The following is a 22,151-nucleotide window of genomic DNA, read 5'->3' as shown; positions in this document are numbered from 1 at the left end:
CCCGCCCGAACACGGGGACACCCCTGGAGGGAAGGCCTGCGTGGGTCAGAGGGTGTCGGTGACGCGCTTGCCGTCCTGGTCCTTGACGATGGTGAAGGAGTCCACGACCGTGCCCCGGGCGGTGCGCGCCTCGTACTCCAGGGTGTCGCCGTCCACCGACACCGCCTGGAAGGTCTGGGTGCGGCCCAGCTGCACGCGGGCCTCGGCGCCGTTGCCGGTCCAGTTGCCGTCGCCGACGTCGTACATCTTGGGTCCGGTCACCGTGACCGCGTAGACGGGGCCGGTCTGCACGTCGGGGTCCTCGGTGCGGTTCGCCACCAGGTTGCCGCGGCTGTAGGAGTGGTCGTGGCCCTGCAGGACCAGGTCCACGTCGTACTCCTCCAGGGTGTCCAGCCAGGCGTCGCGCACGGGGGCGTTGTCGCGGCCGGGGCTGTTGGAGAACACCGGGTGGTGGAAGGTGACCACGGTCCACCGGTGGGGGTTCTCGCTCAGGGCCTGCTCCAGCCACCGCCGCTGGGTGTCCAGCCACGCGGCCGCGTCGAGCGGGGCGGCGTTGCGGTAGTTGGAGTTGAGGACGATGAACCGTACGCCCTGGTAGTCGGTGTGGTAGACGGTCTCGGGCAGGTCCCGGCCGGAGGTGGGGCCGTTGGCGGCGCCGGGGAACTGCGGGGACCAGTGGCCGCTCAGGGCGGAGCCGGAGTACTCGTGGTTGCCGGGCGCGGCGATGTGGTTGAGGGTGCCGGTGGCGTCGGCTCCGAGGGCGTCGAACCACTCACCCCACTGGGCGTCGCTGTTCGCGGTGTCGATGAGGTCGCCGGAGTGCACGGCCAGCTCGGCGTCGGGTTCGGCGGCCAGGGCGGCGCGGACGACGGGGGCGGCGCCCTCGGTGATGTCGTTCTGGATGTCGCCGAAGTAGAGGAAGTCGAAGGGTTGTGCGGTCGGGGCGGGGGTGGTGAGGGTGCGCCACGGGGTGAGGGCCTGGGCGCCGTCGCCGACCCGGTACCGGTAGGCGGTGCCGGGTTCCAGGCCGGTGGCGGTGGCGGCGTGGTAGGTGCCGCCGATCCGGGCGGTGGCGTGGGCGGGGACGCGGGTGACCTGGTCGGGGGCGGTCTGGGGGGCGATCTCCAGGACCTGGTCCCCGTCGTGGGCGGTGCGCCAGGTGAGGGTCTGGGAGGTGGAGGGGTCGGCGGTGGGGGAGAGGATGACGCGTTCGGGGGCGGTCTGGGCCAGGGCGTGGGGTGTGGACGTGAGCAGGAGGGCCGGGGTGAGGGCGGCGCCGCCCAGGGCGGCGAGGGTGCGGCGGGCGGCGGAGCGGGGGGAGGCGGGCATGGGTGCCGGGCCTTTCTGCCGGGTGCGCTGACGGTGTGAACGTAGCGACCACGGGGTAACGCTGAGTGAACGCGCGGCGCTCGTCCGTGTCCTGCCGGTGAACTCGCCGGCCCCGGCGTGCCGGTGCTTCGCGGGTCTAGGAGTCGCGGGCGGGGACGGGGATGCGGTCCAGGTCCTGGGCCAGGACGATGTTCCCGTCGAACTCCGAGCGCGCCTCGGCGGTGAAGCGCGGGTCCTCGCCTTGCTCGTAGCGTTCGGAGATGTGGGTCAGCACCAGGGTGCGCACCCCCGCCCGGGCGGCGATCCGCCCGGCCTGGCGTGCGGTCAGGTGCCCGTAGGAGGTGGCCAGCGCCTCCTCCGAGTCCAGGTAGGTGGACTCGATCACCAGCATGTCCGCGCCGCGCGCCAGCTCCAGGGCCCCCTCGCACTCGGCGGTGTCCATGACGAACGCGAACACCTGGCCGCGGCGCGGGTGGGCGCACTGGGCCAGCTCCACCCGGAGCCCGTCCCCGTTCGTGACCGCGCCCTCGCGTTGCAGGCGCCCCACCAGGGGGCCGTGCACCCCGTGGGCGGCCAGTTTCGCGGGGTCCATCCGCCACCCGTCCGGTTCGGCGAGCCGGTACCCGTAGGCGGTGACCGAGTGGCGCAGCGGCAGCGCGGTGAGGGTCAGGTCGTCCTCCCCCAGCAGGCAGGCGCCCAGGCCGCCGACCGGTTGGGGCTGGATGACGTCGGTGTCGCGGAAGGGGGTGGCGTGGCGCAGCCGGCGCCAGTACTCCTCGTCCTGGGCGGGGTAGGACACCCGTACGGTGTGGGGCACCCGGTCCCGGGCGATGCGCTGGATCGTGCCGGGCAGGCCGAGGCTGTGGTCGCCGTGGAAGTGGGTGAGGCAGATGCGTGTGATGTCGGTGGCGGCGAGCCCGGCCAGGCGCATCTGGCGCTGGGTGCCCTCGCCGGGGTCGAACAGGAGGCCGTGGCGGTCCCAGCGCAGGAAGTAGCCGTTGTGGTTGCGGCGGCGGGTGGGCACGGCGCTGGAGGTTCCCAGGACGACGAGTTCGCGTACGGACATGACAGGGATGGTGCCACACGGGGTCCGGGCGGATCACCGCAGGAGACGGCGGTGGGCCCGGGGCCTCGGTGGCGGGGCCGCGTGTGCCTCCGCGAGGGGCGGGCCGGCCGACGGTCCCGCCCCCGCCGGACCGTCGGCGCGGGTGCGGGGCCGTCGGAGGTGCCGGTGCGCGTGCCCCGGGCCGGTGTGCCTACGCGCGCCCGGGTGCGGCGCAGTAGGCCGCCAGCACCGCCGTCCCCCACACCGCCTGCGCCGCGAGCAGCGGTCCGGTCGTCCCGGTGGTGAGCGCCAGGAGCGCGGGCAGGCATCCGAGTACGGCGATGTCGGCGCCGGTCAGCGCCCACACCAGCGGACCGAGCGGAACCGGGCCCAGGGGTGTGTCCATGACGGGCATCGCGTGCTCCACGGGGTGGCGCCGCGCCAGGCGCAGCGCGCCCGCCGCCAGCGCCGGCGCGCACAGCAGCCCGAGCGGCCAGGACGCACCGCCGGGGCCCGCGAGGTCCAGCCAGGCCAGGGCCAGGGCCAGCCAGGAGCCGCCGAGCAGGGCGGGCAGCACCGCCCGCGCCGTCAGGAGCGCGCGCGGGCCGGTGCCCAGCAACCGCGCCAGCGCCGCGTCCCCGGCGTCCCGGCGCGCCCCCGCTGTGCCGGTCGCGGCGACCGCCAGCGCGCCCGCGGCGAGCACGACCAGCGCGCCGGGCGTCCCGCCGCCCGCCCGTGCGGCCAGCACGGGCAGAACGGTCGCCGCCGCCACGAGTGCGAGCAGTCCCGGCCGTCGTGCCAGCGCCCGCCAGTCCAGCCAGGCCACCGCAACCGCCCCGCGCAGCCGTGGGGGCCACGCGCGCGAGCGCAGGACGCGCGACCGCCAGTGCGCGTCCTCGGCGATCAGGGTCAGCGATCCCGGATCCATCCCCAGGAGCGCGCCCGAGGCTACTCCCATCCGGGTCGAGGCGCGCAGGACCGCGCGGGCCGGGATGCTCGCCAGGACCGCCCAGGCCCGCCACGCCAGAGCGGCGGCGGCGGTGGCCGAGACGGACGCCGCCGCCGTCCACACGGCTGCGGGGGCCGACGCGATGCCGGCGAGGGCGCCCTGCCCCGGCCCCGTGCTCATGGCGGCCACGGCCACCGCCGCCACCACGAGGGCGACGAGCACCGCGAACAGCCGGTCGCCCCAGGGTTGGGACGCCTGCGCCAGCACGGTCGCCGCCGTCCCGCCCAGCGTCCACGACACGCCCAGGGCCAGGGACGCGAGCAGCCGGAGCGCCAGAGCGTCGGTGGCGCCGAGCGCGCCCAGCAGTGCCAGGCCGAGGATCGCGCCGACCACGGCGCACACCGCGGCGAGGATCAGCAGGGTGGGGGCCAGCACGGTACGGCGCGGCAGCGGGGAGAGCACCAGCCAGGCCGCGTCCGCCGCCGACACCCCCACCGGCCCCACCACGCGTGCGAGGGTCAGTGCGGCTGCCAGCAGCAACGCGATGAGGGCCAGGCCCGCGCCGGCCCGCGCGGGGTCGGCGGCGCTGGGCACGGCCGCCACCGCGCGGCCGATCATGGGGAACGCCACCACTACCAGCAGGCCCAGGCCCAGCAGGGTGATGTACCGGTCGGACCAGGTGCGGTGGGTGCGGGCCCGGGACCGTACGAGGGCGCGGATCTGCGCCGCCTCGCTCACGCGGCGGCCTCCAGGGAGACGTGGCGGGTGTTCTCGGCGAACCGCGGGTCGTGCGTCACCATCACCACCGTGCCGCCGTCGTCGGCGTACGCGGAGAGCAGCCCGGCGAGCCGTTCCCGGAAGGCCGCGTCGAGCCCGCGTTCGGGCTCGTCCAGCAGAAGCAGCCGGCTCGGACGCAGGAGCGCCATGGCCAGGGAGAGCCGCTGGCGCTGCCCGGTGGACAGGGAGGAGGGGGCCCGGTCGGCGCAGCCGTCCAGTTCGAACAGCTCCAGGGCCTCTCGTGCCTCCATCCGCCCGGGTCCGTGGACCGCCCGCATCAGTTCCAGGTGCTCGCGCACGGTCAGTCCCGGGTACCAGGTGGGTTCGTCGCCGACCAGGACGACCTCGCGCCAGAAATCCGGGGCGTCGACGGGTGGGCGGCCCAGGACGTGCACGTGGCCCTCGGTGTGCTGCAGGCCGGCGAGGCAGCGCAGAAGGGTCGTCTTGCCCGCGCCGTTGGCGCCCAGTACCGCGACGACCTCTCCGGGGGCGACCGTGAGGTGGACTCCGCTCAGTACCGGGGTGCCGCCCAGTTCCACACCCACGTCGCGGGCCACGATGATCGGTTCGGTCATCGGCCCAGACTAGGGCCCGGGCCGCCGTGTGCGGGTGCCGCCCCGAGCGTTCCCGGACCCTCGGGGGCGGTCAGTGCAACCCGTCCAGGGCGCGGCGGGCGGCGTCGGTCCAGTGCGGTGCTCCCGCCCGGTCGGCGACCTCCAGGGCCCGGCGGTAGTGGCCTGCGGCCGATCCGGGGTCGCCGAGGGCGCGGGCCAGGTCGCCGAGCTGGTGGGCGACCGGTCCCAGGGTGAGCAGTCCGCTGCCCGCACCGGCCAGTTCCCCGGCGGCCGGTAGCAGGAGGCGGTGGGTGCGCTCCATGGCCTCCCGGTCGCCGCGGGCGATGGCTGCCCGGGCGTCCAGGCAGGTCAGGGCTTCGTTGAGGAGGCCGGGAGGCGCCTGGGGCGGGGGCGTGGACGGGTCGGTGAGGGCGCGGATCCACGGGGTGTGGGGGCCGGGGGCGTCGGCGGCGGTCGGGGGCGGGGGGTCTCCGTGCTGGAGGCGCAGGCACACCAGGGCCAGGTCCAGCAGTCCCTCCTCCATGCCGGGCATGCCGCCTCCTGCCAGGCGCACGCTCGCGGTGCGGTAGGCGGCCTCGGCCTCGCGGGCGGTTGCGGTCACGCTCAGGCGCAGTGCCGCGTACCAGTGGGTGAACACTCCCACGAGCGGGATCTCGTGGCGGGCGCCCAACCGGTCGGCGGCCCGCATGTGGGTGTCGGCGCTTTCCAGGTCGGCGAGGGCGGCGTGGGCTTGGACGAGGATGAGGTGGCCCAGGACCTGGAAGGTGACCAGGGAGTGCTCGGTGGCCAGCGTGAGGAGTTCGGTGCCGATGTGGAGCCGCTGCGGTGCCTGTCCGGTGCGGGAGAAGGACTGCATGAAGCGGGCGTTCAGTGCCAGGGCCAGCAGTGCGGGGTCGTCCAGGCGTCGGGCGATGCGTTCGCACTGGTGGGCGGCGTCGGCGCCGCGCCCGGTGCGGGTTCCGCGCTGTTCCAGGGCCAGGGCGGCCAGGAGGCGGGCGCGTGTGGCGTCGCGGTCGGGGGGCAGTGCGGCCAGGGTGCGTTCGCAGGCCCGGACGATGTGGGCGGACAGGTCCGGGTCGTCGTTGCGCGGCCACACGGCGGGCACGTCGAAGGCGGTGATGACGCGGGCGGTCAGGTCGGGGTCGCCGAGTTCCTCGGCCTCGGCGACGGCGCGGCCGCGGTGGTGGCGGGCGGACTCCAGGCGGCCGGTGACGGCCAGGGCCCTGACCAGTCCGGTGAGGGCGTCCAGGCGGGCGCGGGCGTCGCGCCGGCCGGAGCGGTCGTGGGCGGTGAGGGCGTCCTGCCACAGGCGGGCGGCCTCGTGGGGGGCGAAGCGTCGTTCGGCCTGGAGTGCGGCGGCGCGGGCGTGGTGTGCGGCGAGGTCGGCGGTGGCGGGGGTTTGCGCGCGGGCGTAGTGGTGGGCGAGGGCGGCGTCGGTGCCGGGCAGGTCCGGGTGCAGGGCGGTGATCGCTTCGGCGACGGCGGTGTGCCATCGGGCCCTGCGGGGTCGGGAGAGGGAGTCGTAGAGGGTGTCGCGTACCAGGACGTGCGCGAACCGGAGCGGCGGTGTGTCCTGTTGGGTGAGGAATCCGGCGTTCAGGGCGTCGTCGAGTGCGTCCAGGTGGGTGTCCTCGTCTGCTGCCAGGGCGGCCAGGACGTCGGGGTCGACGTCGCGGCCGATCACGGAGGCCTGTTGCAGCAGCCGGTGTGCCGGTGGGGGCAGGCAGGCCAGGCGGTGGCGGATGACGTCGCGTACGCCGGCGGGGACGGTGTCCAGGGCGGTGTCGGGGTCGGTGCCGATCAGGCGGGCGAGTTCGCGGGCGAAGAAGGGGTTGCCGCCGCTGCGCCGGTGGATGGTGCGCAGGGTGGGTGTGTCGACGTCGTGGTCCAGGACGGCGCGTACGAGTTCGCCGGTGGTGTCCTCGGGGAGTCCGCCGAGGTAGATGCGTGCGGGTTCGTGGGGGGCGAGGCCGGCCAGGGCGGCGGCCAGGGGCGGGGAGATCTCGCCGGTGCGGTGGGTGCCGATGAGCAGGAGCGGCCCGGGGATGTGTTCGGCGACCAGGGCGGTGAGCAGATCCAGGGTTTCCTCTCCGGCGCGGTGCAGGTCGTCCAGGACCAGGAGGAGGGGGCCCTGGCGGGTGGTGCGGGCCAGGAGCGCGGTGGTGGTGCGCAGGGTGTGGAAGCGGGCGGCGGCGGGGTCGGCCGGCGCTGTGTCGGGGCCGGTGGTGTCGGGGGTGGTGTCCTCGCCGGTCAGGGCGGTGGTGATCTGGGTCCAGGGCCAGGCGGGCGGGGCGCCGTCGTGTTCGGGGTTGCGCCCCCAGGCGTGGCGCCACCCCCGGTGGGCCAGGCGGTGGGCGAACGCCTGGGCCAGGGCGGTCTTGCCCGCCCCGGCGTCGCCGGAGACCAGGACGAGCGCCGTGGCGGCGTGTGCGGTGGCGGTGGCGGCGGCCTGTTCGAGCAGGTCCAGTTCGTGGGTGCGGCCCACGAAGGGGTGTGTGGTGGGCGGGGGTGCGGTGTGGGGTTGTGCGGGGGCGTCCCGGTGCGGGGTGGGGGGAGCCAGGCGGGGTGCGTGGGCGAGGATGTCGGCTTCGAGGCGGCGCAGGTCGGGGCCGGGGTCCACGCCGAGTTCGTCGGCGAGGGTGCGGCGGGCGCGGCGCAGGGCGTGCAGGGCCTCCCCTTGTCGGCCGCAGCGGTACAGGGCCAGGGCGAGCAGGTGCCAGGCGTTCTCGCGCAGCGGGTGGGCGGTGGCGTGGGCGTGCAGGTCGGCGGCGGCCTCCTCCTGTCGGCCCAGGTCCAGGAGTGCGCGGGCGCGGTGTTCCACGGCCAGGAGCCGCAGCCCCTCCAGGCGGTCGGCCTCCTCGCGCGCCCACGGGTAGGTGGTGAACTCGGCGTAGGCGGGGCCGCGCCAGAGGGCGAGCGCCCGGTCCAGTTCGGCCAGGGCGGGCCCGGGTGTGCCGGCGTCGAGGAGGGTTCCGGCGCGGGTGAGTGCGGACTCGAACCGCCAGGCGTCCACGGTGTCGGGGCCGGTGTCCAGGGTGTAGCCGGGCGGGGCGGTCACGAGCAGGCGGGCGGGGCGGCGCGGCGCCCGGTCCGGTTCCAGGGAGCGGCGCAGCGCGGAGACGAAGGTGCGGATCGCGGCGACGGAGCCCTCACGGGGGTGGGGCCACAGGTCCTCCACGAGCAGGTCGACGGGGACGGTGCGGCCCCGGGCGATGAGCAGCCGTGCCAGGACGGCCCGGTGGCGGGGGCCGGGCAGGGAGAGCGGTGCGCCGTCCAGGGCCGCCTCCAGCGTGCCCAGGACACGCAGGGTCACCGCCCTGCCGTGTTGTTCCCCCGTCATGTCACCCACGGTATCGGGCGTCGGGTGGTCGCGGGTGTGGGCGTTCAGCGGGCGCTCATCACACGCTCATCGGCGCCCGGCAGATTCGTGGAGGGGGACACACCCCCGCAGTACCGAACCAGTGGAGGTCGCAGTGGAACCGAGGATCAGCGGATTCGACTACCAGCGTGTGCCCGTCGCCGAGGGGGTGTCGCTCAACGCCGCCGTCGGCGGCTCCGGGAGCCCCCTCGTGCTGTTGCACGGGTTCCCGCAGACGCACCTGATGTGGCGGCACGTGGCGGCGGACCTGGCCGCCGACCACACCGTCATCTGCCCCGACCTGCGCGGTTACGGTGACAGCGACAAACCCGCCGACACCGACGGGGGCGCCTACTCCAAGCGGACCATGGCCGCGGACGTGGTCGCCCTGGCCGCGGCCCTGGGCCATGACCGGTTCGCCCTGGCCGGACACGACCGGGGCGCGCTGGTCGCGATCCGCGCGGGCCTGGACCACCCCGACACGGTCACCCACCTGGCGTCGCTGGACGTGCTGCCGACCCTGGACATGTGGGACGTGATGCACGGGGTGACGGCGGCGGTGGGCTTCCACCTGTATCTGATGGCGCAGCCGCCCGGCCTGCCCGAGGCGTTGATCGGTGCGGAACCCGACGCGTTCTTCGGCCACTTCCTGGACATCTGGGCGCGTGACCCGGAGGCGATCCCGGCCCCGGTGCGCGCCGCCTACCTGCGGGCCAGCCGGGAGGCGGTGCCCTCCATCGTCGCGGACTACCGGGCCTCGGCGGGAGTGGACGTGCGCGACGACGAGGCCGACCGGGCCGCGGGCCGCCGGCTGCGGATGCCCGTCTCGGTGCTCCAGCAGGACTGGGGGGCCGCACTGGGCTTCGACGCCGCCGCGCGGTGGCGGGAGTGGGCTCAGGACCTGCACCACTCCACGCTCTCCTGCGGCCACTTCATGGCGGAGGAGGACCCGGCGGAGATCGTCAAGGCGCTGCGCGCCCTGCTCTCCCGGTAGGGCGCAAGGGGGCCGGTGCGGGGTAAGGGGGAAGGGGGCGGTACCGGGCCGCCCGCCCGCCCGGCCCCCCGGGCCCCGTGAGGAGGACCCATGTTCCGCACCGACGGCGCCGACCACTGCGGTGAGGACCCACAGCGGGAGGAGCCCCTGGTCGGTGACGGCGTCACCCCGGGGATCGTGCGGGTGGGGGAGACGGTGCGCCGTCCGGTGCGGCCCTTCACGGCGACCGTCCACGCCTACCTCGCGCACTTGCGCGCGGCCGGTTTCACCGGAGCGCCCGTCCCGCTGGGGGTGGACGGGCAGGGGCGTGAGGTGCTGTCCTTCGTCCCGGGGGAGGTGCCGCGGGAGCCGTTGCCCGCCCAGGCGGCAGGGGAGGAGGTGCTGGTCGCGCTGGCGCGTCTGGTGCGCGGCCTGCACGACGCCGCCCAGGGGTGGCGTCCGCCCGCGGACGCGGTGTGGGGGAGCCTGCCCGGGGCGGACCCGGTCGGCCCCGACCCGGGGGAGGGTGAGCCCGAACTGGTGGGCCACCGCGACTACTGCCCGGGCAACGTGGTCTTCCGGGGCGGGCTGCCCGCGGCGCTGATCGACTTCGACCTGGCCCGGCCCACCACCCGGGTGCGCGAGGTCGCCAACGCCCTGTACTGGTGGGTGCCGCTGCTGGACCCTCTGGACCGGTCGGTCCCCTTCGCCGGTCTGGACGCCGCCCGCCGGGTGGCGGTGTTCGCCGACGCCTACGGGCTGGACGCCTCCTCCCGGGCGCGGCTGGTGCCGACGATCGTGGGGATGGTGGGGCGCTTCCACCGCGGGGCGCGCGCCGCGGCCGAGCGCGATCCGGTGTTCGCGCGCCTGTGGGAGGAGGGTGTGCGTGAGCGGATGCCCCGGGCCGAGGCGTGGATCGCGCGGGAGGGTCCGGCGATCGCCGCGCGTGTGGCCGCGCCCTCACGGTGAGGGCGCGGCCGATCCGGTGGGTCTAGGACTGGGCCCACACGCCCAGTTCGTTGCCGCTGGGGTCGGCGAAGTGGAAGCGCCGTCCGCCCGGGAAGGCGTAGGGGGCCTTCAGGATGTGCCCGCCCGCGGCGGTGACCGCCTCCACCGACCGGTCCAGGTCCTCGGAGAAGAGCAGCACGAAGGGGCCGCCCGCGCGCACCTGGCCCTGCGGGGTGAGCCCTCCGACCTCGGGGGAGTCCTCTCCGCCCGGCCCGCGGATGCCCGCGTACTGGGGGCCGTAGTCGTTGAAGCGCCACCCGAACGCCTCGGCGTAGAACCGTTTGGCCTCCTCCAGGTCGGTGACGGTGAGTTCGACGTAGTCGAGGGCGTGGTGGCGTGGTGATGCTGACGGGTTCATGGCCGCAGTCTCGCAGAGGGCGCCGACAGGGGGCGGGCCCCGCGGGCGCGTGTCCCGGGCTGTGGTGCGGGGTGGTGGGGGCGGCGCTGAGAGCGGGCCCGTGCGGTGCCGGTCCGGGCAGCCGTGGTTCCCCTCCGGGGCGCAGATCGGCTCTCTCGCAACCGGCCGGGCAGCCGGCGCGGGCCGGCGGGCGCACACGAATCCCTGCGGTGGCGCCGCTCCCGCGGGACCGCGGCGCCCTGCACGGCGGGGCGTCCGCGGGCGGGGGCACCGGCCGACCGTCGTGACAGCCGCCAGTGGATTCAGCCGTGGCTGTACCCATCTCGTTCTCGCCCGCCCCTGACCTGGGCCGAATAACGTTGCGGGGCCCTGAGGCGGCCCCGGGGCGCCCGGGCCCACCCCCACAGAGGTAACCGCCGATAAGGTTCACTTATCGGAGGTGAGGATGGGGGGTGGTTCAGGGATTCGTTTCGTCACTCCCATGCCTTTTTGTTTGTGGATAACGTTACGAACGAAACGTTATTAAGGAAGGTGGAACGAGAGGCCCCTGGGACAAGAAGTCCGGGAAGAACGCGCAGAGGCCGGAGCTGAAGGCGTGCCTGGCCTACCCGCGCCCCGGCGACACCCTCGCCGTCCTGGCCCTGGACCCTCTGGCACGCTCGCTCCAGGACCTCATCACCCTGGTCGGCGACCTGCGCCGGGCCGGGATCGGCTTCCGCTCCCCGTACGAGGCCCTGGACGCCACCACCCCGACGGCAGGCTCGTGTTCCACGTCTTCGCCGCCCTGGCCGAGTTCAACGGGGAGTCGCTTGTCTTGTTGCCGAAACTTCAGGAGTGCGGCCTGACCTGCCCCCTTTGAGGCTTGCTTGGTTCGCCCCCTGGGAGGTTTGCGAGGGGAGCCGGAGGGCCGCGGGGCGGGTGGAGCGCCCCGCGCCCCTCAGACCTCGATGTGTTCCGCGAGCTGGTCCGCGACGCCGCGGGGCTGGCGACCGAGGAGTTCGGCCAGCAGCGGATCCCGTTCGGCGAAGTAGCCCTCCCGGGTCGCACGGAACATGGTGAGCATGAAGCGGGCCGCCTGTTCCGGAACACCGTTCGCCTGCTGCTCCGCGACCCACTGCTCGTCGCCGACGACGACGCGCTCGACGGAGCGGCCGCTGATCTCGGAGACGATTGCGGCGAAGTCGTCGAGGGTGACGGCCTCCCCGGAGATCAGGGTGACGGCCCCCTCGAAGGAGCGGTCGCCGGAGAGGATGGCGGCCGCGGCCTCGGACAGGTCGGCGGGGTCGGTCCACGGGACGGGGCCGTCGGTCGGCGCGGCGATCACCCCGCTCTCCCGCCACGGCCCGAGCATGGAGTCGAAGCTGTGGGCGAAGAAGCCGTAGCGCAGGGAGGTCCATGCGACCCCCGAGCCGGCGAGGATCGTCTCGGTGGCGGCGTGGACGGCCGCCGGCGGGTAGGGGCCATCGATCGCGGCTCCCTGTTGGCTCGTGTAGAGGATCCTCCGGGCGCCGGCCGCGACGGCCGCCTCGATCGCGTTGCGGTGCAGGCCCACCATGTCGACCGTCGGATCGTTGGCGGACACCAGGAGCACCTGCTCGGCGCCGGCGAAGGAGTCGCGCAGCGCGGCCGGGTCGTCGTAGGAGCCCTGCCTCACGCGCACACCGCGGTCGGCGAGGTGCCGGGCCTTGGCGACGTCGCGCGCGCTGACGCCGACCCGGTCGGCCGGAACGCGTTCGAGGAGGTGCTCGACGGTGGCACCGTTGAGGACGCCGGTGGCGCCGGTGACGACGATCATGTCCGTGGCCTTTCCCTGTGTGCCCGCACCGCTGTCCGGCCTGGTGGAGCCGGATCGATTAAGTTGACCGGTGGAGTCAGTTTCACTGTCGTCGTCGACCGTAGATAAACTGACTCAGCGAGTCAAATTACAGTGATGGCGAGAGGCGGCAGTGGCCATGACCGGTGGGACGCCTGCGAAGCCCCGGCTGCGCGCCGACGCGCGGCGCAACGCGGAGCAGATACGCCGTGCGGCGATCGGCGCCTTCCAGGGGCGGGGCCTGGGCGTGCCGCTGGAAGAGGTGGCCAAGGCCGCGGGGGTGAGCAAGGCGACGATCTTCAACCGCTTCGGCGGCCGCATCGGGCTCATCGAGGCCGTCATCCAGGAGGTCGTCGCAGACGAGCTCTACGCCGCCATCGACCGCACACGGGCCCTCGCCGGCGCCGGAGAGCGGGTGGAGTACTACCTCACCGCGATCCGCGACCTCCAGTACCGGCAACCGACCGCCAATGACGTGCTGCTGCAGGAGTACCCGCATTCCCAGCAGCTCATGGACATCTGCCGTGCCGCGGGAGAGATCTACGGCGAACTCGTCGCAGCGGGTCATGCCTCCGGAGCCCTGCGGCTCGATTTCACGGCGGACGACCTTCACGCGCTCGTCGTCGACAACGCCCTCGCCCTCAAGCACGGCACCCTCCCGCCCCGGGACGCCTACGACCGCCGCACCGCCTTCCTCCTCGGCGGCATCCGCGGACCGCAGGGACCGTCCCGCGCCTGAGGCATGGCCGGTCCGTGGGGAACGGGGCGATGAGCCTCGCCGGAGGCGGCGGGCACGGATCCCGCCCTCCCGGCTGCGAAGACGCCACGGACGCTTCCCCAACCCCCGGTTCAGAGCCGGCGTGCGCATACGGCTTGGGTAGGACTGCAAAACCTAGTCACGACGGGGCCTGATATCCCACTTTGCAGGGGTCATCCGGGCGAGAGGCTGGAAGGGTCCACGAAGAGAGGGAACCCATGTCTCACCCCACTGACCGTCCCGCCGTCTGGTTCGTGACCGGAACGTCCCGAGGCCTCGGCCTGGCTCTGGTGAAGAACCTGCTGGTTCGCGGCGACCAGGTCGCAGCGACCACCCGTTCCACCGGCCGCCTGCTGTCGGCGCTCGAAGGAGTCGACACTGCGAACCTGCTCGCCCTGGAGGTTTCGCTCACCGACGAGGCGCAGGTCACCCGCGCCATCAACGCAACCACCGAACTGTTCGGGCACATCGATGTCGTCGTGAACAACGCCGGCTACGGTTACCTCGGCGCGGTCGAGGAGACCAGCAGTACCGACGTGGCCACGATGTTCGACGTGCAGATCGGCGGCACCTGGAACGTCGTCCGTGCCGTCCTGCCCCAGATGCGCGCCGCCCGTAGCGGCCACATCATCAACGTCTCCTCGATCCTGGGCGTGCTCTCCTTCCCCGGCTGGGGCCTGTACTGCGCCGCGAAGTTCGCTGTCGAGGGTCTGTCGGAGTCGCTCGCAGCGGAGGTCGCCGACTTCGGCATCCGCGTGTCGATCGTCGAGCCCGGCTACTTCAACACCGACTTCCTCACCGGCGACTCTCTCGCCCTCGCAGCCGACGTCTCCGACGCGTACCCGGGTATTCGCGAGATGATCAAGGCGCACCAGGCGATGCCCGGCAGCCAGCCAGGCGACCCCGGCAAGGCGGCCACGGCCCTGGTGACCCTCGCGCAGTCCGAGAACGGGCCACTGCGTCAGCAGTTCGGTTCCGACTCCTCGGGCCTGGCCGAGACCAAGGCTGACTCGTTGAAGGCGGAGATCCTCGCCGGACGCGAACTCGCACACAGCACCGACTACGTGCGCTGAGCACTCCGGTCGCGACCGGGGCTTGTCCGTCATGGGCAGGTCCCGGCCGCAACCCATCCAGGTTTGGGAGGACGGACACATGAGCGATCCACACCGCGATCTCGGGGAGTTCCTTCGCCGCGCACGAGCGAGCCGCGACCCGGAACGCGCCGGGCTGCTCCCCGACGGCCGTATCCGCCGCGTCCCCGGGCTGCGCCGCGAAGAGGTCGCCCTCCTGGCCGGAGTGTCCACCGACTACTACACCCGCCTCGAACAAGGCCGACACATCGTCCCATCCACGCAGGTCATCGAAGTCCTCACCACAGCACTCGACCTCGACGACGCAGGCGAAACCTACCTGCGTACCCTCATCAGCGTGGTGGGCAGCTTCGCCACCCGCCCCCGCCCCGTCGTGCAGCGGGTCCGCCCCGCGCTCCACCGGCTCCTCAACTCCTTCGCCGGGCAGGCCGCGCTCATCCTCGGACGCCGCACCGACATCCTCGCCTCGAACCCGCTCGCCAGGGCACTGTTCGCCGATTTCGACGCGCTTCCTGCGAAACACCGCAACTACGCTCGTTGGATGCTGCTCGACGAGCACGCCCACGACTTGTTTCGCGATTGGGAGGAACAAGCCAGGAACGCGGTCGAGGCACTCCGCCTCGACTCCGCCGCAACGCCGAACGACCCGGGAACGCAACAGCTCATCGGCGAGCTCTCGCTGTCCAGCCCCGAGTTCCGTCAGTGGTGGTCAGGACACCGCGTGCACCAGCGCACCCACGGCACGAAACGCTTGAATCACCCCGTCGTCGGCACACTGGACGTACAGTTCGAAACCCTGACGTTCCCGGGCGACGACCATCAGGTCCTCTACCTCTACAGCACCGAACCGGGCACGGCTTCACACGAAGCCCTCACCCTTCTGGCCAACTGGACGACACCGCACACCCTCGATCAGACGTGAACTACCGTGCGGTCGACGCTGATCGCTGACGGGCAGCGAGGGCGCGTCGAGCAGGGAGGCGGCGCTGGTCCGGATCGTGGCGCTGGGATCTGCCTTCCAGTCCGCCCCGGAGGAGGCAGTCAGGGGGAGGGCGGGCCGGGCGGATTCGTCATGGCCTCCCGCTGCCTTTCGTGGTGGGGGTGGTTCTCATGCGAGCAGGCGCTGGAGCAGGGATGCCGGGGTGCGGCGCTGATGTCCTGCTCGGTGTGTCCCGCTCGCCCCTGGACAAGCACGCGCCGGAGCTGTCCGGCGGCCGCCGCACCGAACTGACGGAGAGCCCGTGAACCCCCACCCGCTGCCCCGCCTGCTCACCGCCGCCGCCACCTGCTCACGCAAGAGCCCCGCCTCCCTGGCCCTGTCCGGCATCGCCTGCGTCTTCGTCTGCTGCGAGCACCTGGACGAACATGCCGATGGCTTTCGGTATGAGTCCCCAGCTGAGGACCGAGGCCTTCGGGGATGCGGGAAGCGGCGCCGGCGGGCCCCGGTCGGAGGGAAGCTCCGACCGGGGCCCGCCGACAGGTCCGCCGCGGGCGCGGACCGGCGGCTGCGCTCGATCCGGCCGGGTGGTTCAGGAGCGCGCGGCCCCGGTGAGGGTGCAGTCCGGCTGTGCCAGGTCCAGTTCGGACCCGGCGGTCAGGCAGTCCGTGATCATGTGGACCTGCTGGCCGTAGGCGCGGCCCTGCTCGAAGGCGAGGTCGCCGTCCCCGTCCACCTCGCAGGGGTTGTTGTCGGTGCACTCCCCGCCGTCCCGGTTGTGGGTGTTGTGGACCCCCACCACCGTGGAGCCGTCGGGGGCCAGCAGCGCCGAACCGGACATGCCCGGCTGGACACCGCAGGCCTCGTCCGAGGCGTAGCGGATCGCGTCGTCCTGCTCGTAGCCGCCCTCGCGCAGGTGCGGGACCACGGCTTCGGCGGAGCACTCCAGGCGGGTGTAGGGGACGAGCATGGTGAGCGGTTCGCCCGCGCGCACGGGCTCGGAGGCCAGTTCGAGGACCTTGGCCCCCTCCGACTCCAGCTGCCCGTAGGTCGTGTCCAGGCGGTAGAGCGCCACGTCGGTACCGGTCATCGTCGCGTACACCAGGCGCTCCAGCCCGGCGGTGGCCCGGGGGTAGCCCTGGGGGCCGCCGACGTGCACCTCGCCGTCGGCCGGGCGGTCGACCAGCGCGCTTCCCGGGGCGGGACGCTCCTCCTGCACGCAGTGGCCGTTGGTCAGCAGGAGCGCGGGGTCCTCCGGGCGCGAGGAGGCGGTGCGCACCACCGACCCCGCGCAGCTGCCCAGGTACGCCGCCCCCTCCACGTCCGGGATCTCGTCGTCGGCGGGCACGTCGGTGCCGTCGATGATGCCCTCGATCCACTCGGTGTGCAGGGAGGCGTCGGTGAACCAGACCGGCGCGTCGTTCCCGCTCGGACCGCTGACCACGCCGGCCACGGCCCACTCCCCGTCCTCGCGGACCAGCGCGGGCCCGCCCGAGTCCATGTTGGCCGCGTTGACGCTGCCGTCGCGGCTACCGATGCACAGCTCGTCGGTGGGGCCCGGGGACCCGCACGCGGAGACCGGCTGGACCACGGTGTCGGCCTCGTGCAACCGTTCGGGGTAGCACGCCGGGTCGTCGCTGTCGTCGCAGGTCATGCCCCAGCCCAGGAGCCGGGCCGGTGAGCCCTCCGCCGGGGTGCTGCGGGCGATTCGCACGGGTTCTGCCTCGACCGGGTCCGCCAGGTGCATCAGGGCGAGGTCCCTGCCCCAGAAGCCGCCCTCGTCGTTGTTGGTCGCCAGCCGGTAGTAGTGGTCGACCTCGGCCACCTCGCCGCCGGACGCGGTGTCCAGCGACCCGATCCGGACCTTCCAGCCCTGGGGGACCCCCACCTTCGCGTTGGTCGGGTTCTTGCCGGCGCAGTGGCTGGCGGTCAGCACCCACTGGGGGGCCAGGAGCAGGACGCCGCAGCCGTGGCCGTCCTCGCGCGGGGGCGCGGGGTAGGAGGGCTGGAACGAACCCATGAAGGAGTAGGTACTGGTGGACTCGGTGCCGCCCACGATCGCCTGCGCCGGGACCGCGGAGAACAGGGGTACGGCGAGCGCGCACGCGGCACCGAGCAGGAGGAGTTGTCTACGCATGTGCCGGAACCTACTCGGGCCCGTGTTGCGCAAATGTGTGGTGCCGCGCCGCCGCTGTTCCGCGCAGCGGTTCTTCGAGCCAAGTGCTGGATGAACCCCGGTGGTTGTCCGCGATACCGGCCCGCTGGAGCCCGTGGCGCACGATCCTGTTCCGTTGTTCCTCACGCCCCGATGTCGCAGGCGTCGCTCAGCAGCCCCTCGATGATGTAGCTCGCCTCCCACACCCCGCACGGGATGCCGGGCGGTGCTCGCCCCCCCCCACGGTTTTTCCGCTCTCCTTCCTGCGGACGGCGCCCCGCCGACCACGACCTGCGGCCCCGCCCGTCCGGCCTCGGCCGTCCCGGACCGTCAGGGCCCCGTCGGCGGTGCGCTCATCGCCGCGGCCAGGAACGTGACCGCCCAGTGCCGGGCCGCCTCGCCCACTTCTGGGGACGGGCAGTCCGGGGTGGGCCGCTGGTGGACCTCGACGCGGTCCACGGCCGTCACGGCGAGGACACCCCGTATCCGGAACCACAGCTCCTCCGGGGAGAGGCCGGGCAGGGCGCGCGCGAAGGCGGCCAGGTAGCGCTCGCGGACCGTGTCCTGGCCCGCGCCGGCCCAGCCGCGCACCTCCTCGGCCGGGTCGCTGAGGATCATCACGATCAGCCGGGACCTGCGGGCGCCGCCCTCGTCGCCGACCGACATCCCGTCGAACAGTGGCGCCGCGAACGCCTCCACCAGCTCGGCGGCCCCGGGGTCCGTGGTCCCGGCGAGCAGCCGGTCGAGCCCGGCGCACTGCGCGGCGTTGATGGGCTCGACCACCCGGCGGGCGACCGCGGACATGAGTTCCGCCTTCGACCCGAAGTGGTATCCGACGGCGGCCAGGTTCACCCCGGCGAGGTCGGTGATCGCGCGGACCGACGTGCCGCGGTAACCGCGCTCGGCGAAGAGGTGCTCGGCCGCGTCGAGGATCTGAGTGCGGGTGTCAGGTGGTGCCATGACTGCGTAGACTACAGACGTTTGATTCAAACGATCGTATGATTTAAACGAACGTACGGAAAAGGTGGACATGAAAATACTCGTGTACGGCGCCGGAGTCCTCGGCAGTGTGTTCGCCGCCCGCCTGCATGAGGCCGGGCACGACGTCGCCCTCCTCGCCCGGGGCGGGCGCCTGGCCGCCCTGCGCCGGCACGGCGTGCAGCTCGCCGAGGAGGACGGCCGGGCCGTCCGGCGGGTGCCGGTTCCGGTGGTCGAGCAGCCGGACGGCGGGTACGACCTGACCGCGGTCCTGGTCCGGGCCCACCAGGTGGACGCGGTGCTGGAGTCGCTCGCCGGCCTCGACGGCGACGTGCTGTTCCTGCACAACTGGGCGGGCGGCCCGGAGCCGCTGGGCTCGGTGATCGGGCACGAGCGGGTGCTGCTCGGCTTCGGCACGGACGGCGGCACCATGGACGGCGACGTGGTCCGCTACCGCGCGTCCAGTTTCCTCACCCGCCGGGTCGCGACGCCGATCGGCGAGCCCGACGGCCGGACCACCCCGCGGCTCGAACGCGTCGTGCGGACGTTCCGCAGCGCCGGGGTCAACGCCAGGATCGAGCCGAGGATGGACGCCTGGCTCACGACGCACGCCGCGTTCGGGGTACCGCTCGGGCAGGCGGTGCACACGGCGGGCGGCCCGGGGGCGCTGTCCCAGGACCCGGACGCGATCCGCGCCATGCTGCGCCTCATGCGGCGAAGCCTGGCCGCCCTGCCCGCGCCGCCGGTGCCCCGCGGGTTCGCCGCGCTGCACACCCTGCCGGAAGGCCTGCTCGTGGCCGCGCTGCGGCGCTTCCTGCGGAGCTCGACGGCCATGCACAGCGGACTCAGCAACACCTCGCCCGCGGAGTCGGCCGAACTCGCGCGGCTGGCCGAGCAGCTCGGCGCCCGTACGCGGGCCCGGTAGGCGGCAGACGGCCGCGCTTCCCCGCCCGCCGCGCGCCTGGCCGTGTTCGCCGCCCCGGGCAACGCTGCCGGGGGCGGCTGTGGGAGGTCTCCCCGACGAGGTCGATGCGGCCTTCCCGGAGGCCAGTCCGCACGCCGGCCCCCCGTGCCGCGCTCCACGGGACACCCCCCGACCTCCCGGGCGGACCGGGAGGGGTGCGGACTGTCGGAGGGACCGGCCAAGGTGGCGGTGGCCGCCTCCGCCGCACCCGGGCGGACGCTCCACCACCGACCCCGACACGATGGAGACCCCCATGCCCGGCCGCCTCACCCCTGCCCGCTTCGTCGACCTCTACGACCTGGGCGCCAGACCGCACATCCTCGCCTACCGCACCTCCGTCGGCGACCGGCGGCGCCGGGAGTGGCTGATCGACGCCGGACTCCTCACCCAGTGCGATCCCCCCAGCCGCGGCTACGCCTTCCGCATCACGGAGGCGGGTCTGGCCGCGCTGCGCGAGCACCTGGACTACCTGGAGGAGCGCGAGTCCCAGGGGCTGCCGCACCGCTCCGGGAACGAGTACGGCATCCAGCGCGGGGTCCTGGCCTCCCGTGCCGGGCTGGACGCGGCCCTGGCGCGGCGCGCACGGGGCGAGGCCGCGCCCGTGGAGGCGGCGGGCAGGGAGTGGTGGGGCGGGCAGGGGACACCGGCGTGGGAGGGCTCGCCCCCTGAGGTGCTCCGGGCGGTGGCCGTGTTGCAGGCGGCCGGGCACGGGCCCGTGGACTGGACGGCGGTGGGGGAACCCAGGGGCTTCTACGTGGAGCCGCGCGGGCGGCTCCTGTACGTGTACCACGGCGAGGCCCGCCGCTCGCAGCGGGAGGACGGGGGGTGGTTCACCGCGGAGGTCGGCGCCTACGCGGACGCGCTGCGCGCCGCCGGGTGGCAGGTGGACGCGGACACGGGCCGGTGCGCGCACGTGCGGGTGCCCGGCTCCGGCCGAGGGTGAGCCCGGTCCACCCCGACCACCGACACCCCCTCACAGCGCAACTGCTCACGCCCACCGGGGGGGTCACGTACGGGCCGTCACGGGAGCTTTGGTGCGACGGCCCCAGGCGACGGCGACGCTGAGCACCAGGAGCACCACGTTGAAGGCCACGTCCGTCTCGCCTCGGAAGAGGTGGAAGGCGACGGCGCAGGCCTGGAGTACCGCGCATCCCAGGGCGGCCAGGACCGTCAGCTGCGGTGTGATGCGGGTGAGGCTCGGCAGGAGAACGCCGAGGCCGCCGAGGACATCGAGCCCGGACGTGGCGTAGAGCAGAGCCAGGGGGGTCTGCCCGACCCATGGGAAGACCTCGGCGATCTGTGCCGCGGGCGTGATCAGTTTCCACACTCCGCCGCCGACGAACACCAGAGCCAGCGCCCACTGCAGGGTCCAGAGGGTGGCGTTGAGCCCCCTTGGTGTGGGCGGTCTGTGGTCGAGCCGGCCTGTGGTCGTCATGGTGTCCCTCGTTCCGTGTGCCGTGGAAGGCCTGGTCCGGCGGCCATGCCGAGGCTCCACCGAAGCCATAAAATGTACGCTTCGGACAGTACTATACGACTAGTTCAGTAAATGACTGGAGGAGAGAAACCACGGGTAGGATCGGTGGCCATGGGAGCGAAGAAACCGACCACCGAGGACCCGAGGGTCCTGAGGACGCGCAGGGACGTGGTCGACGCCGCAGTGCGGATCTTCGCGGCCCAGGGATGGGCCGCCGTCACCCACGCCGAGGTCGCGCGCCAGGCCGGGTATTCCAAAGCCACCGTCTACACGCACTGGCCCACGCGACTGGACCTGATGCGGGCGTCCGTGGGCAGGATCTGCGACGAGACCGACCACCCCGCCCCCACCGGAGACCTGCGCGCCGACCTGGTCGACGGGCTGGTCGATTTCGCCCAGGACCTCGAGAGCGGCCATCTGGACCGTGTACTGGGAGGGCTCCTGGAACGCAGCGGGAGCGCCCCGGAGGTCGACGAGCTGCGCCGACAGCTCTACGAGGCGGGCACCCGGTCACTGGAGTCCGTCCTGCGCGCCCACCTGCCGCCACAGGACGTCGAACCGTGCCTCACGCTCCTGGTCGGCGGCGTGCTCTCCAGAAGCGCCTTCCAGGTCAGACCCGCCGGCAAGGCGTTCGTGGAGGACCTGGTCGACCGCGTCCTCGCCTCCTCCGGAGGCCCAGGGGCCGCTCGGTGACGCCCCGAGCCGGCGCCGGCGGACGGCCCTGAGCAGGGGGATTCCGGCGGGCAGGGCCGTTCAGCCCAGGAACGACCACAGCAGGGCCCCCAACGCTCCCAGGAACACTGTCCAGCCGATGAACTCCCGGGTTCCGTAGGCATCGCGCAGCTGCGGCGCGGTGCGGGTGGACAGCAGCAGACGCCCGTCCAGTGAACTGGCGATCACCGGGGTGCCGTCCCAGGTGTACACGGTGCCGTGCACCACCACCCGGGCGCCCGGTGCCAGGGACCACTCCCGGTAGAGGCGCCCCGGCCTTCTCCGGTCGGTGTCACCACCCGCCGGTCTCGCGAGGCTCTCCTGTCCTTCGACCTCGAAGGAGTCATGGGTCAGGGCGATCTTGTCCGTCGCGGCGCCGTGGGGGTAGCACCTCACAGCGCCCGTGCGGTCTTCGAGCACGAACGGGGCCTGGCTCTGCCGCACGGCCACCAAGGAGGCCTGCACACCCTCATAGCGTCTGCCGGGGATGGCCTCGTGCTGCCACTCCTCGGTGCGGAACCACACGCACCGGGTACCGGAGTAGGGTGCGTGCAGCCACCCGGACGGTCCCGCGGCGGTGGATCCGCTGACCAGCACCGGGGATCCGGGGTGGGACAGGTCGCGCAGCGGCGGTGCCAGGGCCTGGTGCAACTCCTTGAGCCGGGCACGTGCGCGCAGGGCGCGCCGAAGCAGGAACCCGCTCAGGACCGTGGCCGCCAGCGCCAGGATCTGGAACGCGGTGCGGGCCTCTCCCACGAACGCGTCGTCCATGGTTCTCGCCTTCCTCGCCTGGGCCGCGGTGGGCGTTCGCACGCCCACCGCGGCCCAGAAGCGTGTCAGTGCCCGCTCTCGGGGTGCTCCGGGTCGGCTGCGGCCAGATCGTCGCGCCGGGTGCGGGC

The 22,151-nt window shown here is 73.6% G+C and carries 21 protein-coding genes; 10 read left to right on the top strand and 11 right to left on the bottom strand.

The window, feature by feature from the left end; all coding sequences use genetic code 11:
* Positions 1 to 45: 45 nt before the first annotated feature.
* The 5 genes from Q8791_RS28790 to Q8791_RS28770 all read right to left on the bottom strand — a co-directional run bounded on the left by Q8791_RS28790 (position 46) and on the right by Q8791_RS28770 (position 8,015).
* Complete coding sequence (locus Q8791_RS28790; RefSeq protein WP_330094986.1) at positions 46 to 1,329, bottom strand: metallophosphoesterase family protein; 1,284 nt, start codon at positions 1,327 to 1,329, stop codon at positions 46 to 48.
* A gap of 136 nt (positions 1,330 to 1,465) precedes the next feature.
* Entirely contained in the window at positions 1,466 to 2,395 is a 930-nt protein-coding gene (locus tag Q8791_RS28785; protein ID WP_330094985.1) for a ribonuclease Z, read from the bottom strand.
* A gap of 190 nt (positions 2,396 to 2,585) precedes the next feature.
* The gene (locus Q8791_RS28780; protein WP_330094984.1) at positions 2,586 to 4,061 is read right to left on the bottom strand and encodes a DUF6297 family protein; all 1,476 of its coding nucleotides are present in this window, start codon (positions 4,059 to 4,061) and stop codon (positions 2,586 to 2,588) included.
* Positions 4,058 to 4,675: a heme ABC exporter ATP-binding protein CcmA gene (gene ccmA, locus Q8791_RS28775; RefSeq protein WP_330094983.1), complete on the bottom strand. Its 618-nt coding sequence runs from the start codon at positions 4,673 to 4,675 to the stop codon at positions 4,058 to 4,060. Before ccmA ends, Q8791_RS28780 begins: the two co-directional genes overlap by 4 nt.
* 70 nt (positions 4,676 to 4,745) lie before the next feature.
* Complete coding sequence (locus Q8791_RS28770) at positions 4,746 to 8,015, bottom strand: BTAD domain-containing putative transcriptional regulator (RefSeq protein ID WP_330094982.1); 3,270 nt, start codon at positions 8,013 to 8,015, stop codon at positions 4,746 to 4,748.
* A 133-nt stretch (positions 8,016 to 8,148) separates the two neighbouring features.
* Here Q8791_RS28770 and Q8791_RS28765 point away from each other — a divergent pair, with 133 nt between their 5' ends.
* A complete protein-coding gene (locus tag Q8791_RS28765; protein ID WP_330094981.1) occupies positions 8,149 to 9,027 on the top strand; it encodes an alpha/beta fold hydrolase in 879 nt (292 codons plus the stop codon).
* 90 nt (positions 9,028 to 9,117) lie between these two features.
* On the top strand, positions 9,118 to 9,975 hold the full coding sequence (locus Q8791_RS28760) for a phosphotransferase enzyme family protein (RefSeq protein ID WP_330094980.1): 858 nt from the start codon (positions 9,118 to 9,120) through the stop codon (positions 9,973 to 9,975).
* Positions 9,976 to 9,997: 22 nt separating this feature from the next.
* Here Q8791_RS28760 and Q8791_RS28755 read toward each other — a convergent pair whose 3' ends face one another.
* Positions 9,998 to 10,372, bottom strand: a complete 375-nt coding sequence (locus Q8791_RS28755) for a VOC family protein (protein ID WP_330094979.1) — start codon at positions 10,370 to 10,372, stop codon at positions 9,998 to 10,000.
* Positions 10,373 to 10,893: 521 nt separating this feature from the next.
* Here Q8791_RS28755 and Q8791_RS28750 point away from each other — a divergent pair.
* Positions 10,894 to 11,217: a recombinase family protein gene (locus tag Q8791_RS28750; RefSeq protein ID WP_330095007.1), complete on the top strand. Its 324-nt coding sequence runs from the start codon at positions 10,894 to 10,896 to the stop codon at positions 11,215 to 11,217.
* Between the two features lie 92 nt (positions 11,218 to 11,309).
* Here Q8791_RS28750 and Q8791_RS28745 read toward each other — a convergent pair whose 3' ends face one another.
* Entirely contained in the window at positions 11,310 to 12,167 is an 858-nt protein-coding gene (locus Q8791_RS28745; RefSeq protein ID WP_330094978.1) for an NmrA family NAD(P)-binding protein, read from the bottom strand.
* 157 nt (positions 12,168 to 12,324) lie between these two features.
* Between Q8791_RS28745 and Q8791_RS28740 the strand changes: the two genes are divergently transcribed.
* The 4 genes from Q8791_RS28740 (at position 12,325) to Q8791_RS28725 (ending at position 15,278) form a co-directional block, all read left to right on the top strand.
* A complete protein-coding gene (locus Q8791_RS28740; protein ID WP_330094977.1) occupies positions 12,325 to 12,924 on the top strand; it encodes a TetR/AcrR family transcriptional regulator in 600 nt (199 codons plus the stop codon).
* Positions 12,925 to 13,160: 236 nt separating this feature from the next.
* Positions 13,161 to 14,015: an SDR family NAD(P)-dependent oxidoreductase gene (locus tag Q8791_RS28735; protein ID WP_330094976.1), complete on the top strand. Its 855-nt coding sequence runs from the start codon at positions 13,161 to 13,163 to the stop codon at positions 14,013 to 14,015.
* 79 nt (positions 14,016 to 14,094) lie between these two features.
* A complete protein-coding gene (locus tag Q8791_RS28730) occupies positions 14,095 to 14,955 on the top strand; it encodes a helix-turn-helix transcriptional regulator (protein WP_330094975.1) in 861 nt (286 codons plus the stop codon).
* A gap of 188 nt (positions 14,956 to 15,143) precedes the next feature.
* Positions 15,144 to 15,278 carry a hypothetical protein gene (locus Q8791_RS28725; RefSeq protein ID WP_330094974.1) on the top strand — a complete coding sequence of 45 codons (135 nt, stop codon included), beginning with the start codon at positions 15,144 to 15,146 and terminating at the stop codon, positions 15,276 to 15,278.
* A gap of 284 nt (positions 15,279 to 15,562) precedes the next feature.
* Here Q8791_RS28725 and Q8791_RS28720 read toward each other — a convergent pair whose 3' ends face one another.
* Positions 15,563 to 17,107, bottom strand: a complete 1,545-nt coding sequence (locus tag Q8791_RS28720; RefSeq protein ID WP_330094973.1) for a trypsin-like serine protease — start codon at positions 17,105 to 17,107, stop codon at positions 15,563 to 15,565.
* Between the two features lie 348 nt (positions 17,108 to 17,455).
* A complete protein-coding gene (locus tag Q8791_RS28715) occupies positions 17,456 to 18,085 on the bottom strand; it encodes a TetR/AcrR family transcriptional regulator (RefSeq protein ID WP_330094972.1) in 630 nt (209 codons plus the stop codon).
* A gap of 70 nt (positions 18,086 to 18,155) precedes the next feature.
* On the opposite strand from Q8791_RS28715, the gene Q8791_RS28710 reads away from it, so the two are divergent.
* Both Q8791_RS28710 and Q8791_RS28705 read left to right on the top strand, forming a co-directional pair.
* Positions 18,156 to 19,028, top strand: a complete 873-nt coding sequence (locus Q8791_RS28710; protein WP_330094971.1) for a ketopantoate reductase family protein — start codon at positions 18,156 to 18,158, stop codon at positions 19,026 to 19,028.
* A gap of 292 nt (positions 19,029 to 19,320) precedes the next feature.
* A complete protein-coding gene (locus Q8791_RS28705; protein ID WP_330094970.1) occupies positions 19,321 to 20,010 on the top strand; it encodes a hypothetical protein in 690 nt (229 codons plus the stop codon).
* A gap of 63 nt (positions 20,011 to 20,073) precedes the next feature.
* On the opposite strand, the gene Q8791_RS28700 is transcribed toward Q8791_RS28705, so the two are convergent.
* On the bottom strand, positions 20,074 to 20,502 hold the full coding sequence (locus tag Q8791_RS28700; RefSeq protein ID WP_330094969.1) for a DoxX family protein: 429 nt from the start codon (positions 20,500 to 20,502) through the stop codon (positions 20,074 to 20,076).
* Between the two features lie 150 nt (positions 20,503 to 20,652).
* Between Q8791_RS28700 and Q8791_RS28695 the strand changes: the two genes are divergently transcribed.
* Positions 20,653 to 21,234 carry a TetR/AcrR family transcriptional regulator gene (locus Q8791_RS28695; protein WP_330094968.1) on the top strand — a complete coding sequence of 194 codons (582 nt, stop codon included), beginning with the start codon at positions 20,653 to 20,655 and terminating at the stop codon, positions 21,232 to 21,234.
* 60 nt (positions 21,235 to 21,294) lie between these two features.
* Here Q8791_RS28695 and Q8791_RS28690 read toward each other — a convergent pair whose 3' ends face one another.
* Positions 21,295 to 22,023 carry a GIDE domain-containing protein gene (locus Q8791_RS28690; RefSeq protein WP_330094967.1) on the bottom strand — a complete coding sequence of 243 codons (729 nt, stop codon included), beginning with the start codon at positions 22,021 to 22,023 and terminating at the stop codon, positions 21,295 to 21,297.
* Between the last annotated feature and the right edge of the window lie 128 nt (positions 22,024 to 22,151).

Source organism: Nocardiopsis codii (assembly GCF_036327455.1).
Classification (GTDB): domain Bacteria; phylum Actinomycetota; class Actinomycetes; order Streptosporangiales; family Streptosporangiaceae; genus Nocardiopsis; species Nocardiopsis codii.
This window is presented reverse-complemented; position numbering and strand designations above follow the sequence as displayed.

Bases quoted from the DNA above. Each gene is read 5' to 3' on its own strand.
- Q8791_RS28790 (WP_330094986.1), bottom strand. From the start codon at position 1,329: ATGCCCGCCTCCCCCCGCTCCGCCGCCCGCCGCACCCTCGCCGCCCTG.
- Q8791_RS28785 (WP_330094985.1), bottom strand. From the start codon at position 2,395: ATGTCCGTACGCGAACTCGTCGTCCTGGGAACCTCCAGCGCCGTGCCC.
- ccmA (WP_330094983.1), bottom strand. From the start codon at position 4,675: ATGACCGAACCGATCATCGTGGCCCGCGACGTGGGTGTGGAACTGGGC.
- Q8791_RS28770 (WP_330094982.1), bottom strand. From the start codon at position 8,015: ATGACGGGGGAACAACACGGCAGGGCGGTGACCCTGCGTGTCCTGGGC.
- Q8791_RS28760 (WP_330094980.1), top strand. From the start codon at position 9,118: ATGTTCCGCACCGACGGCGCCGACCACTGCGGTGAGGACCCACAGCGG.
- Q8791_RS28755 (WP_330094979.1), bottom strand. From the start codon at position 10,372: ATGAACCCGTCAGCATCACCACGCCACCACGCCCTCGACTACGTCGAA.
- Q8791_RS28745 (WP_330094978.1), bottom strand. From the start codon at position 12,167: ATGATCGTCGTCACCGGCGCCACCGGCGTCCTCAACGGTGCCACCGTC.
- Q8791_RS28740 (WP_330094977.1), top strand. From the start codon at position 12,325: ATGACCGGTGGGACGCCTGCGAAGCCCCGGCTGCGCGCCGACGCGCGG.
- Q8791_RS28735 (WP_330094976.1), top strand. From the start codon at position 13,161: ATGTCTCACCCCACTGACCGTCCCGCCGTCTGGTTCGTGACCGGAACG.
- Q8791_RS28730 (WP_330094975.1), top strand. From the start codon at position 14,095: ATGAGCGATCCACACCGCGATCTCGGGGAGTTCCTTCGCCGCGCACGA.
- Q8791_RS28725 (WP_330094974.1), top strand. From the start codon at position 15,144: ATGCGAGCAGGCGCTGGAGCAGGGATGCCGGGGTGCGGCGCTGATGTC.
- Q8791_RS28720 (WP_330094973.1), bottom strand. From the start codon at position 17,107: ATGCGTAGACAACTCCTCCTGCTCGGTGCCGCGTGCGCGCTCGCCGTA.
- Q8791_RS28715 (WP_330094972.1), bottom strand. From the start codon at position 18,085: ATGGCACCACCTGACACCCGCACTCAGATCCTCGACGCGGCCGAGCAC.
- Q8791_RS28710 (WP_330094971.1), top strand. From the start codon at position 18,156: ATGAAAATACTCGTGTACGGCGCCGGAGTCCTCGGCAGTGTGTTCGCC.
- Q8791_RS28705 (WP_330094970.1), top strand. From the start codon at position 19,321: ATGCCCGGCCGCCTCACCCCTGCCCGCTTCGTCGACCTCTACGACCTG.
- Q8791_RS28700 (WP_330094969.1), bottom strand. From the start codon at position 20,502: ATGACGACCACAGGCCGGCTCGACCACAGACCGCCCACACCAAGGGGG.
- Q8791_RS28695 (WP_330094968.1), top strand. From the start codon at position 20,653: ATGGGAGCGAAGAAACCGACCACCGAGGACCCGAGGGTCCTGAGGACG.
- Q8791_RS28690 (WP_330094967.1), bottom strand. From the start codon at position 22,023: ATGGACGACGCGTTCGTGGGAGAGGCCCGCACCGCGTTCCAGATCCTG.